20 protein-coding genes are annotated in these 15,894 nt (G+C 62.4%); 9 read left to right on the top strand and 11 right to left on the bottom strand.

Annotation, left to right across the window (positions count from 1 at the left end; genetic code table 11):
• Positions 1 to 21 precede the first annotated feature (21 nt).
• The 3 genes from ACSQ84_RS09755 to recA form a co-directional block, all read right to left on the bottom strand.
• Positions 22 to 1,089 carry a hypothetical protein gene (locus ACSQ84_RS09755; protein ID WP_436211465.1) on the bottom strand — a complete coding sequence of 356 codons (1,068 nt, stop codon included), beginning with the start codon at positions 1,087 to 1,089 and terminating at the stop codon, positions 22 to 24.
• 76 nt (positions 1,090 to 1,165) lie between these two features.
• Positions 1,166 to 2,131 (bottom strand): hypothetical protein, encoded by a 966-nt coding sequence (locus ACSQ84_RS09750; RefSeq protein WP_436211464.1) that lies wholly within the window; start codon positions 2,129 to 2,131, stop codon positions 1,166 to 1,168.
• 115 nt (positions 2,132 to 2,246) lie between these two features.
• A complete protein-coding gene (gene recA / locus ACSQ84_RS09745) occupies positions 2,247 to 3,335 on the bottom strand; it encodes a recombinase RecA (protein WP_436211463.1) in 1,089 nt (362 codons plus the stop codon).
• A 1,043-nt stretch (positions 3,336 to 4,378) separates the two neighbouring features.
• On the opposite strand from recA, the gene ACSQ84_RS09740 reads away from it, so the two are divergent.
• The 3 genes from ACSQ84_RS09740 to ACSQ84_RS09730 all read left to right on the top strand — a co-directional run bounded on the left by ACSQ84_RS09740 (position 4,379) and on the right by ACSQ84_RS09730 (position 5,604).
• The gene (locus tag ACSQ84_RS09740) at positions 4,379 to 4,549 is read left to right on the top strand and encodes a bacteriocin (protein WP_436211462.1); all 171 of its coding nucleotides are present in this window, start codon (positions 4,379 to 4,381) and stop codon (positions 4,547 to 4,549) included.
• 308 nt (positions 4,550 to 4,857) lie between these two features.
• Positions 4,858 to 5,046, top strand: coding sequence for a hypothetical protein (locus tag ACSQ84_RS09735; RefSeq protein WP_436211461.1), 189 nt, complete (start codon positions 4,858 to 4,860; stop codon positions 5,044 to 5,046).
• Positions 5,047 to 5,364: 318 nt separating this feature from the next.
• Entirely contained in the window at positions 5,365 to 5,604 is a 240-nt protein-coding gene (locus ACSQ84_RS09730) for a PilZ domain-containing protein (RefSeq protein WP_436211460.1), read from the top strand.
• A gap of 347 nt (positions 5,605 to 5,951) precedes the next feature.
• On the opposite strand, the gene ACSQ84_RS09725 is transcribed toward ACSQ84_RS09730, so the two are convergent.
• Positions 5,952 to 6,188, bottom strand: a complete 237-nt coding sequence (locus ACSQ84_RS09725) for a hypothetical protein (RefSeq protein ID WP_436211459.1) — start codon at positions 6,186 to 6,188, stop codon at positions 5,952 to 5,954.
• A gap of 117 nt (positions 6,189 to 6,305) precedes the next feature.
• On the opposite strand from ACSQ84_RS09725, the gene ACSQ84_RS09720 reads away from it, so the two are divergent.
• Positions 6,306 to 6,485: a hypothetical protein gene (locus ACSQ84_RS09720; RefSeq protein ID WP_436211458.1), complete on the top strand. Its 180-nt coding sequence runs from the start codon at positions 6,306 to 6,308 to the stop codon at positions 6,483 to 6,485.
• A gap of 215 nt (positions 6,486 to 6,700) precedes the next feature.
• Entirely contained in the window at positions 6,701 to 6,988 is a 288-nt protein-coding gene (locus ACSQ84_RS09715) for a DUF6894 family protein (RefSeq protein ID WP_436211457.1), read from the top strand.
• Positions 6,989 to 7,006: 18 nt separating this feature from the next.
• Here ACSQ84_RS09715 and ACSQ84_RS09710 read toward each other — a convergent pair whose 3' ends face one another.
• From ACSQ84_RS09710 to ACSQ84_RS09700, 3 genes are all read right to left on the bottom strand, one after another.
• Entirely contained in the window at positions 7,007 to 7,237 is a 231-nt protein-coding gene (locus tag ACSQ84_RS09710) for a hypothetical protein (protein ID WP_436211456.1), read from the bottom strand.
• Between the two features lie 111 nt (positions 7,238 to 7,348).
• The gene (locus tag ACSQ84_RS09705) at positions 7,349 to 7,630 is read right to left on the bottom strand and encodes a hypothetical protein (RefSeq protein ID WP_436211455.1); all 282 of its coding nucleotides are present in this window, start codon (positions 7,628 to 7,630) and stop codon (positions 7,349 to 7,351) included.
• A gap of 88 nt (positions 7,631 to 7,718) precedes the next feature.
• Complete coding sequence (locus tag ACSQ84_RS09700; protein ID WP_436211454.1) at positions 7,719 to 7,850, bottom strand: peptidylprolyl isomerase; 132 nt, start codon at positions 7,848 to 7,850, stop codon at positions 7,719 to 7,721.
• Between the two features lie 146 nt (positions 7,851 to 7,996).
• On the opposite strand from ACSQ84_RS09700, the gene ACSQ84_RS09695 reads away from it, so the two are divergent.
• On the top strand, positions 7,997 to 8,458 hold the full coding sequence (locus ACSQ84_RS09695; protein ID WP_436211453.1) for a PaaI family thioesterase: 462 nt from the start codon (positions 7,997 to 7,999) through the stop codon (positions 8,456 to 8,458).
• Between the two features lie 13 nt (positions 8,459 to 8,471).
• On the opposite strand, the gene ACSQ84_RS09690 is transcribed toward ACSQ84_RS09695, so the two are convergent.
• The 4 genes from ACSQ84_RS09690 to ACSQ84_RS09675 all read right to left on the bottom strand — a co-directional run bounded on the left by ACSQ84_RS09690 (position 8,472) and on the right by ACSQ84_RS09675 (position 12,878).
• Entirely contained in the window at positions 8,472 to 8,777 is a 306-nt protein-coding gene (locus ACSQ84_RS09690) for an HdeA/HdeB family chaperone (RefSeq protein WP_436211452.1), read from the bottom strand.
• Positions 8,778 to 8,926: 149 nt separating this feature from the next.
• Positions 8,927 to 10,990 (bottom strand): pyrroloquinoline quinone-dependent dehydrogenase, encoded by a 2,064-nt coding sequence (locus tag ACSQ84_RS09685; RefSeq protein ID WP_436211451.1) that lies wholly within the window; start codon positions 10,988 to 10,990, stop codon positions 8,927 to 8,929.
• 67 nt (positions 10,991 to 11,057) lie between these two features.
• Positions 11,058 to 12,494, bottom strand: a complete 1,437-nt coding sequence (locus ACSQ84_RS09680; protein WP_436211450.1) for a caspase family protein — start codon at positions 12,492 to 12,494, stop codon at positions 11,058 to 11,060.
• A 156-nt stretch (positions 12,495 to 12,650) separates the two neighbouring features.
• Entirely contained in the window at positions 12,651 to 12,878 is a 228-nt protein-coding gene (locus tag ACSQ84_RS09675) for a hypothetical protein (protein ID WP_436211449.1), read from the bottom strand.
• Positions 12,879 to 13,108: 230 nt separating this feature from the next.
• Between ACSQ84_RS09675 and ACSQ84_RS09670 the strand changes: the two genes are divergently transcribed.
• From ACSQ84_RS09670 to ACSQ84_RS09660, 3 genes are all read left to right on the top strand, one after another.
• Positions 13,109 to 13,486 carry a hypothetical protein gene (locus ACSQ84_RS09670; RefSeq protein WP_436211448.1) on the top strand — a complete coding sequence of 126 codons (378 nt, stop codon included), beginning with the start codon at positions 13,109 to 13,111 and terminating at the stop codon, positions 13,484 to 13,486.
• Between the two features lie 1,086 nt (positions 13,487 to 14,572).
• Positions 14,573 to 15,496 (top strand): aminotransferase class IV, encoded by a 924-nt coding sequence (locus ACSQ84_RS09665; RefSeq protein ID WP_436211447.1) that lies wholly within the window; start codon positions 14,573 to 14,575, stop codon positions 15,494 to 15,496.
• A 152-nt stretch (positions 15,497 to 15,648) separates the two neighbouring features.
• Positions 15,649 to 15,852: a cold-shock protein gene (locus tag ACSQ84_RS09660; protein WP_192734282.1), complete on the top strand. Its 204-nt coding sequence runs from the start codon at positions 15,649 to 15,651 to the stop codon at positions 15,850 to 15,852.
• The last annotated feature ends 42 nt before the right edge of the window (positions 15,853 to 15,894 follow it).

Genomic DNA, 15,894 nt, shown 5'->3' with positions numbered 1-15,894 from the left:
GGGGCAACCCTCGCGCACCGATCAAAGCGGCTGACGATACGGGTGGGTTGCTGGTCCGGAGACAAAAGTCGATAAAGGCCGGGATGGTTGAGGCGCGACGAGCGCCGGATTCCAGCGCCACAGACGATCATTGGTCAATCTGGTCCCGCCCCACCAGCGATCGATTGGGTTGTAGCGGCTGAAATCTTCCTTGTGCGCGACAATCGCCCAGCCGAGCTCGGTTAGCGATAGCAGGCTTCGCCGGTAAGCCTCGCCGCGGCCGCGATAGTTCTCCCTGCCAAGCGTGCGCAACTCGTCGTCAAGGCCAGCGATCGCTGGATTCGGGCCGTGCGCCAGCCCCTCAAGCAGGAATCCGATTTCCCGGGTGTTAAAGACCCGCCGCCGGCGAACCGAATAGAGATAGAACAGCGCATTCGTGAGCGTGTAGCCTCGCGCAATGAGTTCCAGCAAGCGCATTTCCGTCGCGCCGAGTCCGGTCGCGTGGGAAGGTAGCTCCTCGAGCAGGTCAAGCAAGGCCGGTCTTAACAAGGGCAGCGCACTCAAATCCTCGGCCAGCAAACCGAAGCAGGCTTCCGGCGTTGCGGACCGATACGCCCGCCAGGCCATGGTTGCCGTCTCGATCTCGCTCTCGGTGACGTCGATGGCAGGGACCTTCCATTTTGCGAGTGGCTCCGGCTCCACCATGAGCAGATCGAGGTCGACAAGCCGCACCTTCAACTTGGCTATGACCTCCGGATGCGGACTGAGGAGATCGAGCAGCCATACCAATTGTAACTGATCGTTCGGGGCCGGATCGAACCACAACTCAACGGTCTCAAACGGCCGGCAGGCCTCGACCAGGCTCAGTGTCTTTAGGCTGTCAAGCTGGCGATGCCAGCGGAACGTATAGACCGACCAATGGCCGCCGGGGCCATGCTGCTCCGTCTGCGCAGCGACGTAGAATGCTAGTTCATCCGGAGGCGGCAACTTGCCATCCACGAAGCGAAACAGGAATGTGACGGGCGCCTCGGTTCGGCCCGAAGCTTCGAAATTCGAGCCGCCCTCACCGCCAAGGATTAATGGTTTCATCGATCCGACCAATTCACTCATAAGGAAAAACAATCGAAGACGCGACAACTCAAGGTTTGAAACAGTCCTAGCAACAGCGAGACACTTTCACTCAGGGCTAAATCAAAGCCTTGCTCGACGGATCCCAGCGCCACAGATTGTCATTGGTCAATTCCGTCCCGCCCCACCAGCGATGGATCGGGTTGTGCCGGCTGAAATCCTCAGTCTGCGCCAGGACGGCCTCGCCGAGCGCGGTCAGCGATAGTTTGCTTCGTCTGTACCGCGCGAGGCGCGCAGCGTCCTCGTGCATCTCATCCGTAAACGGCCCCTCCTCCAAGCCTGCCACGGCAGGTGCCGGACCCGCGGCTAACCCGTCCAGCAGCGATCCGACTTCCCAGTAGCCAAACACACGTCGCGTATTGCGCTTGTTGTGGCCCGGAAAGAGATCGAACGGAGTCGCATTACCCGCCGCAACCAGTTCAAGTATCCGCATTTCGGTCGCGCCTAACCCGGTTACGGACATCGGCAGTTCTTCAAGCAATTCCGGCACGGTCAGCCGAAGCTGCGGCAGGACACTGAAGTCCCTGTCAAGCAGATCAGCCCAGGCCCGCGGCGTCGGCTGCCGATACGCCTGCCAAGCCATGCTGGCAGCTTCGAGATGATCCTTCGATATTTTGACGCCCGGTGGCTGCCATTTGGAAATCGTTTCCGGAGCTTGTTCGGCAATGTCGACGTCCGCCTGAAACAAGGTCAGCTTCGCGACGATGCTCTCACGCGAGCTCAGATAATCCAGAAGCTGAGCAAGCATGAGTTGTGTGTTCGGCGCCGGGTCGAACCACAATTCGACGGCCTCGCAGCGCTCGCAGAGGTCGAGGGGGCCCATCCCCTTCAAATGAAACTCGCCAAGCCGATGCTGCGGAAAGTGATCCAGCGAGCCCGGTCCCAACATGGCTTCCAGCTTCGCGTCGGACGGCAATTCGCCCCAGACAAACCGGAAGCCGAGCGGAATCACGATGTCGGCGACGCCGGCGCGCAAGAGACATCCGGCTGCCGAGTCGCCTGTTGTCAGAACCAGGCGCGTCATCTTCGCTGCCCTCCCACGCAAAACAAAACGGGCACTGAAAACGTCGGCAACTCAACGTTCTCAGCACCCGCTATGTCGAAACCCGGATCAGGCGATCCGAGATTTCGGAAAAGTCCTATTCGTCGGCCGGCTCTTCGCCGTCGGCGTCGCGCTCGGGGGGACCGGCGAGAATCTGTTCGGCGATCAGGCCGGAGTTCTGGCGGATCGCCATCTCGATCTTCGCGGTCATGTCGGGGTTGGCCTTGAGGAACGCTTTCGAGTTCTCGCGGCCTTGGCCCAGCCGCTGGCTGTCATAAGAGAACCAGGCGCCGGATTTCTCGACGATGCCGGCCTTGACGCCGAGGTCGAGGATTTCACCCATCTTGGAAACGCCCTCGCCATACATGATGTCGAATTCGACCTGCTTGAACGGCGGCGCCAGCTTGTTCTTCACCACCTTGACGCGGGTGGCGTTGCCGACGACTTCGTCGCGCTCCTTGATCGCACCGATGCGGCGGATGTCGAGGCGAACGGAGGCGTAGAATTTCAGCGCATTACCGCCGGTGGTGGTTTCCGGCGAACCATACATCACACCGATCTTCATGCGGATCTGGTTGATGAAGATCACCATAGTGTTGGATTTGTTGATCGAGGCGGTGAGCTTGCGCAGCGCCTGGCTCATCAGCCGCGCCTGCAGGCCGGGCAGCGCATCGCCCATTTCGCCTTCGAGCTCGGCCTTCGGCACCAAGGCGGCGACGGAATCGACGACCAGCACGTCGACCGCGCCGGAACGCACCAGCGTGTCGCAGATTTCCAGCGCCTGCTCGCCGGTGTCGGGCTGCGAGATCAGGAGTTCGTCGATGTTGACGCCGAGCTTGCGGGCATAGACCGGGTCGAGCGCGTGTTCGGCGTCGATGAAGGCGCAGATGCCGCCCTTCTTCTGGCCTTCCGCCACTGTGTGCAGCGCCAGCGTGGTTTTGCCCGAGGATTCCGGCCCGTAGATTTCGACCACTCGCCCGCGCGGCAGGCCGCCGACGCCGAGCGCGATGTCCAGTCCAAGCGAGCCTGACGATATCGTCTCGATATCCATCGAGCGGTCGTTCTTGCCCAGCTTCATCACCGAACCCTTGCCGAACTGGCGCTCGATCTGCGAGAGCGCGGCGGACAGGGCCTTGGTCTTATCCATGGAGGATCCTTCGACGATACGCAGGGCAGTGGCGGACATTGGTCGTGCTCCTTATGGCGGGGATTCGCTAGCGGGACAAACGGACGGCGAGGATCTCAGGGATTCGATTGACGGTGAGAGCTTGTACCACCTTTGTTCTATGTTCGCAATATGTTCTTTTTTCGAGGCGTTGCCGTCCGCCTTTAACCCCCGGTGTCTTATGCTGAATTTCGAAGTGTCGTAGTTCGCGTTAACGAATGATCTCACCGTGTTTACCCGGTGTTCTCAAAGGCCCGGCACGAGCGGCGTGATTCAAATCATTATAAACCCATTAGGCCCGCGCGATCGGGGAATGGATTGAACACCTTCCCGATTTGCCAGAGGGAAACATTCCCGCAAGCTGCAACGGCGCTATGCCTACTTCGCGGCTTGGCTTCCAAGGCTCAACAGGTCGCCAGAATCATCCGGGTTGCCGGAGATCACGCGCTCCACTGGTAAGGTGGCGGCGGCAGATGCAGCAGCCAACATAAGGGCATCCATTACTGAAACGCTGCACATTGAAACGCGTGCCCGGCGCCGCCTCAGCTATCGTCCGTAATTCTGCCCTTGCCGGCACAGGCCTCACACTTCTCAGGATAAATTCTGTGAGTTGCCAGTACGGGCTGCTTCACCACGGGAAAGCCCGTTCCATTGCAGGCGGCGCACCTATGCTCTCTGATCTTTGGCGTCACGGCTTTCATTTGACCCACCTTTCATCCGGCTCGCTTGGCGGTCCTCGCACACTATGTATGGCGGTGAAACGTGGCCAGCGATTTGCGCCCGTATGATTGCGGAGACCCCGAGCATGCGCATGGGGGCGCACAAGCGCGAGCACCGCAGCGGACCAGCTCCGATCCGCGAATAACGCCAACCGCTTTCTTCGCCAGCACCTTCGGTGGAACGCGGCCACGCGTAGGCCAGATGCCAACCGTGCTGGCCTCCAGGGGCTGGCCCAATTGCCCAATTGCCAGAGTGACGGCCATCACAGCCGCGCATCGCGGGCCGGCCTATCCCTGTCATCGAGGCTGGCGGGAGTGGTCCTGCCCCACAAACAGGAGACAGACATGAGCGAACTCAACAACGAAATCTGCGAACTGTCGTTTGACGAACTCGAGCAGGTCAGCGGCGGCAACATCATCAACCGGATCGTCGAGGCGTACCTGGCCGCTGTGGGCAAGAACTTGATGGACGCCATACACCCGCCGAAGCCGAAGATGAGCATGCAAATGCGGTAATGCCGGGGCAAAATCGGGATTAAGAGGCTACCTCGATTGGCGGCCTCTTTTATTGCAGTAGCTTTCAAAACCTCTTCGTACTTATCGAGCACTGCTTAGGCGCGCGATGCCATCCGCATCAAGAGGCCGCCTCGGTTGGCGGCCTTTTTCATTGCCGGTAGCTCGACGCCATTTCCAATCGGCAGATTTGAAACATGCAGCGGCTCAATTCGGAGCGTGACACTCATCACAGCGAGCGATCGGATCTGCGCGTATCCCTTTGATCACGGGTGGCGGGAATGGTCTCGCTCCAACGACGGGAGACGACAATGATCAACTTGAACAATCGCGAACTGACGATCGATGAACTCGATATTGCGACCGGCGGCAAGGATGGCGACGGCAACGGAACCGGCACCGGCGGTGGCGATGGCCTCGGCAGGTATCGCCGCCTCGCTGGAGAAATCATCGGCGGCGTCATCGGCTTCGTCAAAACCATCGGCGGCATCTTCGGCTAATCGACGCTTCATCGGACGAGCCCCGGCCTCTGGGCCGGGGCTTGTTCGTTTGGGCTGCCGGTTCTCCAGCAAAGTTCCGGAGCCGCTACCGGTCTCGTGATGCTGCCCTCGAATCGCGCAGCTCGCGCTCGGCTGCCTCGCTTCCCGTCCGGTTCAGCCGACCAGATAGCTCTCTCCCGTAGTTCTCCGGGCAAGAACAAAGTTCCGGCCGTCCCTTGAGGGTTGGTCCCCAGCTTTTCGCCTTGTGTTCGCGCCTTACCCCCGCACGGTTCCCGCAGTCCCACCCATTCGGCCTTGAAATAGGATATAATGGGGCGAATGGACGAGACCCGCATTGCCCCGCGGCGGCGCACGTTGAAGGCCGGAACCATCGAGTTCGGCGGCGGCGGGATCGACTGCACCGTTCGGAATCTCTCGCAGACTGGCGCCGCACTTGAGGTCGTGAGCCCGCTGTTCATCCCGGACCGCTTCACCCTGTTCGTGCCATCAGAGCAATTGAAGCGGCCGTGCCATGTCGTCTGGCGCAGGGAAAAGCGTATCGGCGTCACGTTCGATTGAGTGCGCCGCCCTGGCGACGGCGATCGCTTCGTTATTTGGCCGAGGACGTTGAACCTTTTGAAGGCCCGCCGCGACGTATCAATGCCTGGGACATTGCATCACTCGGGGTATAAGCCTGCGCCGCCAAGCGACCATATTCCGCTTGCGCGGCGCGGTGCGTTTTGGGCCGCTCCTGTAAAGGTAACAGACTGCCTCTGCAGGCATTTCCAGATCGCTGGCGGCTTTGCAGCACCCCGCGGCTCGTGCGAAACCAGCAAGGCGCTCTGAACCCGTTTAAGGCAGGAATGGTTACTCACGCGGCGTTTGCAGGGCGCGTTGAGTGCAACGCGGGCGCGCAAAGTACGCTATCAGACAATGGAACTTTCCTCGCCCAGCTTCGTTGATTCCGGGCGCGCGGGAGATTCCCCATGAATCACAAAGGCGTAGAATATACGCTGACACGATCGGAAACTCCGGACATCTGGAAGTGGCAATTCCGGATCGGCGGTCTCCTCAGGTCCGGAAGAACGGAAGCAAGGCTGCTCCTGCTCGCCATGCGCCGCGTTCAGCTGAAGGTTGACCGCGAACTCAAGCATACCGGCCATCGACTGGCTTCCCCGAAACCACCTGCCCGCTTATTCCCTTAACGAGCATCAATTAATATTTACAATTTTAGGTGACATTCTCGGATTGAATGCGGCTGGACCGGACAGGGCTGCTTCATGACTTACAAGGGCGTTGAATACAGCGTGACGGCGGTAGCTCCGGGGATCTGGAAATGGCAATTCCGGATCGACGACAGGGTCGTCGCCGGCAAAACCGAGGCCAAACTTTATTTGCTGGCGGTGAGGCGGGTGCAGCTGCGGATCGACCGCGAGCGGAAAAAAAGCCAGGCTGGCTAGCCCGCCCGGCCGGCGCAGCAACGACGAAACATTCTTCAATGATTGCTAGACGTTGCGGCGGAGCCGACGCTTGGGCCATGGAGCCGATAGGTGCTTAATCCCGTAAATGACCGGAATTGATCTTTGGCCGGTCGAGGAATCCACTCCGCCGGTTCCGACCCGTGGTGCACGTAGCGGCCTCACCGCATTTGCCCCGCCGCATTAGTCATGGTGCCATGCCGATTTTCTTCTTCAGCGTCCGAAACGGCGAGCACGGCGACATCTGTAATGCCGGCGCCGAGTTTCCCGATCGGAATGCGGCCTGGAAGGAAATGACCGGCGTCTGCAGCGACATGGTTGCCGAGGTGTCGCGCAAACTCGGCGAAAATACCGAGTGGCAGATGGAGCTTCTGGACGAGTCCCGGAAGCCGGTTTTTCGAATCCGCCTGGTTGCAGAGTCGCTGGATCAGGCAGGCGCCTTGGCGGCGGCCCCCATCAAGCAAGTCGCTGGCTCGAAACGCTAGGCCTGCAACCAACGCCTTCTAATCCGCGCTGGCGAGCCGCCGCATCGTGAACTCGATGTCGCCGCCCGGTAGTTCGCGCCAGCTTTCGACCGCGCTCATATAGGCCGCCTTGGGATAGCGGCTGAGGAAATCGCGCGCCCGCTTCCGCGCTATCTCGCGCGGCAGCGTGAAGGTCTCGCGCAGATAGCCATCATCCGGCTTGCGCCGGGTGGCCATCCGGCTGGCCAGATCGCGCGGGCGCATGACCATGTCGCAACTCCGATACACAGGACGACAGGTTCAATATAGGGCCGGCGGGGAACGATTCCGAGTCTGCTTTGGAGCTTCGGCTATGGGGCTTTTGGGTTATCGGGCTTTTGGCTAGCGAGGACTATTGGCTGCACTGCCGCTGGTCTTCGGCTTGGCCGGCGCGGCCGCCTTGGGCGTCTCGTTGTTGCGCACGGTTCCCCACGGATCGGAAGAGGCCTTCGTGTCGGGAATCTTCTTCAGCGATTCCTTGTAGGCCTTTTCCCTGATCGCATCCTGTTCCTTCTCCTCCGGAGTCTTGGTGGCGACTTCGGGCATCAGGTTGAGGTTGGGCATTTGCGCGTAGGCAGGCGCCGTCAGCAACACCATCACCGCGGCCGCGCTCAGAATTCTCATCACACGCTCTCCTTTGGGACGCTCTCCCCAGCATCTTCGGCGGTATATCACCGCCGCAGCCGCGCCGCCAAGCATAGGCGTCAGTGCTTCAAAGCCGGTCCGACTTGCAGGATTTGGGGGATTGCACCCAGTCGTCCCAGATCGGACCGCATTTGGTGCAGCCGCTAAGCGCAAGGCCCATGGCGATCAGGCCCAAAATCAACACCACCCGGCGAAACATTCAACGCGCCCCTGCTCCTGAAGCGACGATCATGGCCCCCAAGTCTGGCATTTTCAAGCCGAATGGAGCCTGGCTTGCCATGGTCATTTCGGCCGAATGCGCCTTACAATGTGCGGATAACAACATCGGGCGAGGAACGAGCATTCATGCAACAGGAGCAGTCGGCGGAATTCGGCATCGCGGACGCAAAGCGCGTGCTCGGCGAGGTGTTTGCGCCCTGGGTGCTGGACCTCAATCTGTCGATCGAGGGTTTTGACATTATCCCGCCGCCGGACGGTCCGGCCGACTGGCAGCCGGGCGCGATCCTGCGCATGCCGTTTTCGCAACGGCTGTGCCGCAACGGCGGCACCGTCTGCGGTCAGTCGCTGATGGCGTTTGCCGACACCGCGATGGTGGTGGCCAACCTCGCCGCCAATCGCGGCTATCGTCCGATGACGACGGTCGATCAGACCACGCACTTCATGCGCGCCGTCACGGCCTCCGACGTGCTGGCCGATGCGCGCGTGGTTCGCCTCGGGCGCACCATGAGCTTTGGCCGCGTCACGCTCTCCAGCGCCACCGACAACAAGCCGGTAGCAATGGTCTCGAGCGCGTTCGCGATGCTGTAGCTCTTTTTACGCGTTACTTGCCGAGAACCGATTCAGCCGCATTGACGATGCTCATCGTCGGATTCTTTCCGCAATAGGTGCCGAACTTCTTGGCGTTCTCCACGAACACATCGGTGTCGATGATCGCCTCGTCGGAGTCGCCCTTGTACCAGCCGTCCATCCAGGTCAGCACCATCTTGATGGTGTCATCGCCACCATCGACGAACTGCTTGCAGGTCATGGTCGACAGGTCGAGAACGACAGCCTGCGCCGGGACGGATGCAAGTCCTAGCGGAAGCGTAAGCGACGCCGCAAACAGGATCGAAACACTCGTCTTCATGATGCTCTCCCTTGGCGCATGACGGTGAAAGCCGGCACCAATGCCGGAAAACCGCGCCAGCACGTTTCCCGGCCATTGTCGTAAACGAAATCCGAATGCATGCGCAAGCGCGGGTTGTATTGAATTCGATCGTCGGCCATTGCGCTTCGCTACATGGGATTCTCAAACAGAGCACGATTACGTTTCGCACGACGGTTTCGGCGCCAGCGCCACGCCGCAAGCACCAGCAGCGCGACGATGAAGCCAGCTGCGATCGCCATGGCCATGAACCTGCCGCCCGGCCGGTCGATGGTGCGCGACCATAGCGTGGGCGCCTCCCCTGCCCGCGCCAGGCGGAACGCGACCACGCTGTCGCCGATCGTCGTGCCCGACTCGGAATGACCGCCGGCACCAATCGCCACATATTGCTCGCCCTTCCAGAGATAGGTCATGGGATTGGCGACGCCCGGCACCGGCAGCCGGCCCTGCCATAACTCCTCGCCGGTCTTGCTGTTGAAGGCGCGCAGGTAAGCATCCATCGCGCCGGTGAAGGCCAGTCCGCCGGCGGTAATGACAACACCGTTGACCAGCGGCGTGCCAAAGTTGAAGGCGATGCCGAGCGGCGCGCGATCCTCCGTGGTGCCGACCCGCGAGCGCCAGAGAATTTTTCCGGCCCTGAGATCGACCGCCACCATCTCGCCCCAGGGCGGCTTGTTGCACAGCAGGCCGAGCGGCGAGAACACCGTCGCGCGCGTCATCGCAAACGGCGCGCCCTGCTGCTGACCGAAATCATGGCCAGGCGGCGGACTGAAACCTCTGGCCTCCGCGCGCGGCAGTAACTTGACGATGTGGATCGCCCGCGACGTGTTGGCGTAGAGGATCTGGTTGACCGGATCGAACGCCGCCCCGCCCCAGTTCACGCCGCCGCCGGTCATCGGAAACACCACCGTCCCGTGTGTCGAAGGCGGCGTGTAGAGGCCGTCATTGCGCGCGGCTTCGACCTGCGCGCGGCACAGCGCACGATCGCGGAACGGAATGAGGCCGAACACATCGTCCGCCGAAATCCGCTGCGACAACAGCGGCGGCACGTGGGTCGGAAACGGTTGGGTCGGCGACAGCTGCTCGCCCTCGGCGCCGCCTTGCGGCACGGCGCGTTCCTCGACCGGCCACACCGGCTTGCCGCTGTCGCGGTCGAGCACGAACACAAAGCCCTGCTTGGTCGGCTGGATCACGACATCGCGCATGCCGTCCCCGGTATCGATGCGCGCCAGCGTCGGCTGCGCCGACACATCGTAGTCCCAGACGTCGTGATGCACGGTCTGGAACGACCACACCAGTTCGCCGGTCTCGGCACGCAACGCCACCACCGAATTGGCATGCTCGTTGTTGCCCGGCCGCTTGCCGCCCCAGAAATCCGGGCTCGGCGACGAGGTCGGCAGGAACACCAGCCCGCGGTCCTCGTCCGCCGACATCGGCGCCCAGACATTGGCGTGTCCTGAGGTCACGCCGCCATGAACCAGCGGATCGAACCCCCAGCGCAGCCGTCCGGTCCTGACATCGAACGCGCGCACGGTACCAAGTGGCGCCTCGACGCGGCGGTTATCCGCGATCGCCGAACCGACGATGACGACGCCGCTGACGACCACCGGCGCCGACGTGATCTGAAATTCGCCCGGCCATTCTAGCGCCGCGCCGGTCTCGATCTTGACCTCGCCGCCGTTGCCGAAATCGGCGCAGGGAATGCCGGTGCGGGCATCGAGCGCGATCACGCGGACATCGTTGGTGCCCATGAAGATCCGCGCACGGCAGGCGGCGTCCTCTAGCGCCTCGCTGTCGACCCAATAGGCGACGCCGCGGCAATTGTAGCGGTTGGCCGGGCGCTGGCTGGTCGAAATCTTCGGATCGTAGCGCCACTTCTGCGCGCCGGTGCCGGGATCGAGCGCGATCACTTCGTTGAACGGCGAGCAGAAGATCAGGCTGTCATCGACGAACAGCGGCGTCGCCTGAAACTTGCTGCGCTTCATCACTTCGGACGCGCGGCGATCGAGATCGCCGGTGCGAAACTCGAAGGCGCGGACCAGGTTGCCGACATTGTCCGGCGTGACCTGCGCCAGCTTCGAGAACCGCATCCCGCCGCGATCGCCGCCCCAATGCTCCCAGGCCCAGGCCGGAAACAATATTGCCGGGGAAATGATGAGCGCGACGAAGGCGAACAGGCCGATCAGGCTTCGCATGATTTCCCCGCAACGGAAGCAGCGCGCTGCGGCACTGTCTTGCGAAACCGATTACGCCAAACCTGCGTCAGTATCTACCCCGGCCCTGATGATCGCCGCCGCCGTGGCGTCCACCACCGTAGCCGCCGCCACCAATTCCGATCCCGATGCCGATGCCGATCGGCGGCCCGAGCGGCGCAGGCTCATACACCTCGCGCGGCGGCGGACGGCGAACGACCACTTCATCCTCATAGTCGGGCCCGCGCGTGCGCTTCGGCGGCGCGCGTTCGACCCGCTTGGGCGGATCCGGATCGACCCGCCTGATCGGCGTCGTGTTCTTCTTCAACGCCGGCGGGGTGGTGCAGGGACAGGTCAGCGCGACGTTCTGCGGCGCAGCGCCACCGCCGACCGCCACGGCCGGGATGATCTCGGGACGGTTGCGCAGGCGTTCTTCCAGCGTGCGCGCGGTCGGCACCAGGTCGCTGTCCGGGAATCTCGCCAGGAAGGCGCGATAGCCCGCCGCAGTGTTCAATACCACCGCGTCGTTCCACGCCACCATGCGCCTGTGTCGGGCGAGCCAGTCACGGGCCAGCGCACCGAGCGGTGTCTGCGCATACAGATTGGCGAACGCCTCGTAGGATTCATCGGTGCCATCGGCGACGATGATCTCGTTTGCGGCCTCGACCGGCTTGCCTTTCAGCTCGCGCGTCCACGCCTCGACGGTTTTCCTGGTCGAGGCCAGCTTCGGCCCGGGCACCGGGGTGCCGAAGAATCTGAAATCCTCGGTCAGCGAGGAGCTGTCCCACGGCGTCTGTCGTCCGTCGGTCGCCTTGTTGACCGACACGCGCGTGCGCTTGAAGGTTTCCTCGATCGGAATGTTGGCTTCCTTGGCCGCGGCGAGCAGCGCGGTGGTGTAGGGACTGTTGCTGCCCGTGCCGTCCTCGGCCACCGCGCCGGGCGAGGTCGAGAACGACAGGAACGTATTCGGCGCGCCGATCTTGGCGTCGATGATCGCGAGCCCACCGCCGGCGCTCTTGGCGATTGCGGGGAACGGATTGTTGCGGCAGGCGTCGAGCAGCAGGATCCGCATCTTGCTCGGCGCCGAGGTCAGCGTGTTCAGGACGTCGTTCAGCCGCACCGCCTGGATCGGAATGTCGGATTCCCGCTTCGGATCGATGTCGACCGGCACCAGAAAATTCTCGCCGTCGATCTGCACGCCGTGGCCGGCGTAATACACCAGCGCGATCGAATCGCCGCCCTTGGCGGCGACTTTGGCGGCGAATTCCGACAGCTGCTCGCGAATCTGGCTCTGCGACAGATCGGAGGCGGTCGACACCTCGAAGCCGGATTCGGTCAGCATCTGGCTGACCGCCCTGGCGTCGTTGATCGGATTGGGCAGCGCCGGCACGGATTTATAGGCCGATTGGCCGATCACCAGCGCAAGGCGGCTTTCGGCGGAGGCGCAAGGCGCGCCCAACAGCAGCGCCGCCGGCAACACTAAACTGAAAAGCGCGTGACGAAACATGGGACCACCTCCGGCAATGCAGGCTGCAAATTGGTCATGGTGTCGGTGGTAAAGGTTCAAGCAAGTCAGGCAATGTGAGGTGGGACACAGACTCAAGACAACGACGAATTTGTCGCAGGCGAATGCCTGCGCGATTTGACGTCATCACGCTTTGGCTTACCTGGATTTCCTGGCGGGTTCCGCCGGGCGCGCGACGCCCCAGGGGTCGTATTTCTCCTTCGGTTCGGGAATTCGATCGAGCGCGGCCTTGTAGGCGTTCTCGTCGACCTTCGGCCTGGTATCCTGCTTTGCCTTCTGCTCCTCGCCCTGCGGCCGCCGGGCCTGGGCGTGCGCGGGCAGCGCAAGCAGCGCCAGAATGAACGCCGCAATCGTCAAGGTCTTCATCGCCCCCTGCTTTCTCCGCCACCCTGCTCCGCGACGTTCCGGCCGGGACGATGGCAATCCCGGGATCGGGTATCCGGTGCAGGATAGCCCGTCCGGACGCGCCTTTCAGCAAATGTTGATCGCCGGGCGACCCATTGGCCGCACAATTTGATCGCCGCCGGGGGGCGCAATTTTTGCCGACCCGGGGTAAAAAGCCGGCGATGGGGCGGATCGTTGTTCAGATTGCGTTGATGGCGGGCGGAGTGCTTGTTCTGGCCGGCTGCGGCTTTGCCGACGTCCGCTCGCCGGTGCCGGAATTCATGCGCGCCAAAGCGCCCGAACCGCCGCCGCTCGAGCCGCCTCCCGATGTCAAACGCCTCCTCAGCGAAAAACTGGATTCGGTGTTTTTGGCGGCGTCGAATCCAAGGGGGGTGCAGGTCTCGGCGCCGCGCCCCGAGCTGCGCGGAACCGGCTGGACCGCCTGCGTCAAGGCCGATCTGACCTCAGTGAACGGCAAGCCGCTCGGCACCCAGACCTATCGCATCACGATTGCCAACGGCGTGATCTTCGATCGCCGCCACGTCGAGGGGGATGATACCTGCACGAGCGAGAGCTACGAGCCGGTTTAGCGGGCTTGGTGTAACGGATTTGAATGATGTCAACGTGCCGCTCCACGCCGTGCTGTCGTCACCCGCGAAGGCGGGTGATCCAGTACGCCGCGGCTCCTCGATTCAATCATTGACGTCTCTGGGATACGCTCATTCTCAAACCCGTCATCCTGAGGTGCGAGCCCCTTCGGCGAGCCTCGAAGGACGACGGCCCGACTGTGGCCGATTCATCCTTCGAGGCTCGCCCAGCGGTGCAAGTGCACCGCAAGGCTCGCGCCTCCAGCGACAACGGCGCAGCCGTTGCGCGGGGATGACGGGGAAATAGTTTCGCGATCTCGCGGCACGTTGCGCCCGAGCTTTGCAAGTAACATTCGCCCCCAAATCCAGAGGGCGCAGGGAATGCCGGATGCGCGCTGCACCCGCGATCTCGTGTGCGAAGTGCACAAACAAAGGTGCACACGAGCATACAGGGCAGCGGAGAACATCCGACATTCCCTGCGCAATGGCTTTACGGCTTATAACGAGCTCTCCCCGGAGAACGGCTCTTTTGCCTCCGTTGCGCCCTGAGAAGCAATTGCCTCCAGGTGCATTGACGCCAGCACCGCGACGTCAGGACCACACGCCTTTGCCGTACGCTCTCGTGCCGTTCGTTATCGGCACTGCCAACGTCCACCGCGACCCGTCCCAACGATCGTGACGATCATGATACGCCCCTCTGGCGGGACGGGATGGGTGGAGATATAAACTGATTTATACTTCCGTAAAAGCGAAATATTTTTTATTTCAGGGCTTGACATGATTTCGGTAGATCAGAAGTGATTTGCCCGTCGGGTTGATTTGTCGCACCCATCGCATCCAGATTCCGGTTGCACGCGAGGCGACGCAGCATGTGGGGCGGGTTCGCTTTAACCCGCCGCATTATGTGCAAGATGGCGGGTTAAAGCGAACCCGCCCTACACGCTACACGCTATAATCACCGCAAGTTTGCGCCGGCCGAATAAGTTTACGTTGCTGGCCGGTTAACGCGGACATTCAAGTCGTTGACTCCTTGAAATTCGCGGGGCGAACTAGCCGAAGGATCCGTCACTACAGGCCGGGAGACACCCCATGACCACCGCCCCCTACCCCGATGGCGCCGGCTACGTCCGGGGCCGTTATGTCCCGATCGCCGAGGCGACGCTGCCGGTGACGGATTGGGGGTTTACGCGCTCGGACGTCGTCTATGACGTCGTGCACGTGTTCAAGGGCGGCTTCTTCCGGCTGGCCGACCATCTCGACCGGTTCGAGCGCTCGATGGCGAAACGACGGATCCATCCGCCGGAAGACCGCGGCGCGATCGAGGCGATCCTGCATCGCTGTGTCGCCCTCACCGGCCTTGCGGACGCCTATGTGGCGATGGTGGCCTCGCGCGGACGGCCGCGTGTTATGGGATCGCGGCGGCCGGCGGATTGCGAAAACCATTTGATCGCCTATGCGCTGCCCTGGATCGACGTCGTGCCAAAGGACGTGCAGGCGCGCGGCGCCCACGTCCTTGTCGCCTCGACGCCGCGCGTGCCGGACGCGTCGGTCGATCCCACCGTGAAGAACTATCAGTGGAACGACCTGACCTCCGGCCTGCTGGAGGCGCACGATGCCGGTTTCGACACCGCCGTGCTGTGCGACGCGCAGGGTTTTCTCACCGAGGGACCCGGCTTCAACGTCTTCGTCGTGCGCGACGGAAGGGTGACGACGCCCGATCGCGGCAGCCTGCGCGGGATCACGCGGCAATCGGTGCTGGAACTATGCGCCGAACTCGGCATCGAGGCGGCGGTCGAACCGATCCTGCGATCGGCGCTCGACCACGCGGACGAGGTTTTTCTGGCGACCACCGCCGGCGGCGTCATGCCAGCGTCGCGCATCGGAACGCGCATCCTCGGCAACGACCGGCCGGGGCCGATCTCGACGCGGCTGAAGGATACTTATTGGCGCAAGCACGATGAGGGCTGGCACCATACGCCGGTGCAATACCAGATGGCGGAAGCGGGCGAATAAGCCTCGAACGGTCACAGATTGGCGCGCGGCCAAGGTCCTCAGCCTCCTGGCTTGACAGGCCTTGCCGACCGCCGATCCGGCCCCAAGACCCTTGCGGAGCACCCTCGGACGGACCTAGGGTACCTCCTCGATCAAAACTAGGGAGTGCGGACGTGGCGACAGGTACTGTGAAGTGGTTCAACGCGACCAAGGGGTTCGGGTTTATCCAGCCCGACAGCGGCGGCAAGGATGTGTTCGTGCATATCTCGGCGGTGGAAAAAGCGGGACTGAGTTCCCTGAATGAGGGCGCCAAGGTCAGCTACGAAGAAAAAGAAAACCGCGGCAAGACCTCCGCGGAAAATCTCAGAGTTGGCTAACGAAGCTACCGCTCGCCGGCCCGCGCCGGCGAGCCAACGCTG

The sequence above is a fragment of the Bradyrhizobium sp. LjRoot220 genome, assembly GCF_964252915.1.
GTDB lineage: Bacteria > Pseudomonadota > Alphaproteobacteria > Rhizobiales > Xanthobacteraceae > Bradyrhizobium.
This window is presented reverse-complemented; position numbering and strand designations above follow the sequence as displayed.

Excerpts from the sequence above, each read along its gene's own strand:
- ACSQ84_RS09755 (WP_436211465.1), bottom strand. The coding sequence starts at position 1,089 with ATGAGTGAATTGGTCGGATCGATGAAACCATTAATCCTTGGCGGTGAG.
- ACSQ84_RS09750 (WP_436211464.1), bottom strand. The coding sequence starts at position 2,131 with ATGACGCGCCTGGTTCTGACAACAGGCGACTCGGCAGCCGGATGTCTC.
- recA (WP_436211463.1), bottom strand. The coding sequence starts at position 3,335 with ATGTCCGCCACTGCCCTGCGTATCGTCGAAGGATCCTCCATGGATAAG.
- ACSQ84_RS09740 (WP_436211462.1), top strand. The coding sequence starts at position 4,379 with ATGAGCGAACTCAACAACGAAATCTGCGAACTGTCGTTTGACGAACTC.
- ACSQ84_RS09735 (WP_436211461.1), top strand. The coding sequence starts at position 4,858 with ATGATCAACTTGAACAATCGCGAACTGACGATCGATGAACTCGATATT.
- ACSQ84_RS09730 (WP_436211460.1), top strand. The coding sequence starts at position 5,365 with ATGGACGAGACCCGCATTGCCCCGCGGCGGCGCACGTTGAAGGCCGGA.
- ACSQ84_RS09725 (WP_436211459.1), bottom strand. The coding sequence starts at position 6,188 with ATGGCCGGTATGCTTGAGTTCGCGGTCAACCTTCAGCTGAACGCGGCG.
- ACSQ84_RS09720 (WP_436211458.1), top strand. The coding sequence starts at position 6,306 with ATGACTTACAAGGGCGTTGAATACAGCGTGACGGCGGTAGCTCCGGGG.
- ACSQ84_RS09715 (WP_436211457.1), top strand. The coding sequence starts at position 6,701 with ATGCCGATTTTCTTCTTCAGCGTCCGAAACGGCGAGCACGGCGACATC.
- ACSQ84_RS09710 (WP_436211456.1), bottom strand. The coding sequence starts at position 7,237 with ATGGTCATGCGCCCGCGCGATCTGGCCAGCCGGATGGCCACCCGGCGC.
- ACSQ84_RS09705 (WP_436211455.1), bottom strand. The coding sequence starts at position 7,630 with ATGAGAATTCTGAGCGCGGCCGCGGTGATGGTGTTGCTGACGGCGCCT.
- ACSQ84_RS09700 (WP_436211454.1), bottom strand. The coding sequence starts at position 7,850 with ATGTTTCGCCGGGTGGTGTTGATTTTGGGCCTGATCGCCATGGGCCTT.
- ACSQ84_RS09695 (WP_436211453.1), top strand. The coding sequence starts at position 7,997 with ATGCAACAGGAGCAGTCGGCGGAATTCGGCATCGCGGACGCAAAGCGC.
- ACSQ84_RS09690 (WP_436211452.1), bottom strand. The coding sequence starts at position 8,777 with ATGAAGACGAGTGTTTCGATCCTGTTTGCGGCGTCGCTTACGCTTCCG.
- ACSQ84_RS09685 (WP_436211451.1), bottom strand. The coding sequence starts at position 10,990 with ATGCGAAGCCTGATCGGCCTGTTCGCCTTCGTCGCGCTCATCATTTCC.
- ACSQ84_RS09680 (WP_436211450.1), bottom strand. The coding sequence starts at position 12,494 with ATGTTTCGTCACGCGCTTTTCAGTTTAGTGTTGCCGGCGGCGCTGCTG.
- ACSQ84_RS09675 (WP_436211449.1), bottom strand. The coding sequence starts at position 12,878 with ATGAAGACCTTGACGATTGCGGCGTTCATTCTGGCGCTGCTTGCGCTG.
- ACSQ84_RS09670 (WP_436211448.1), top strand. The coding sequence starts at position 13,109 with ATGGCGGGCGGAGTGCTTGTTCTGGCCGGCTGCGGCTTTGCCGACGTC.
- ACSQ84_RS09665 (WP_436211447.1), top strand. The coding sequence starts at position 14,573 with ATGACCACCGCCCCCTACCCCGATGGCGCCGGCTACGTCCGGGGCCGT.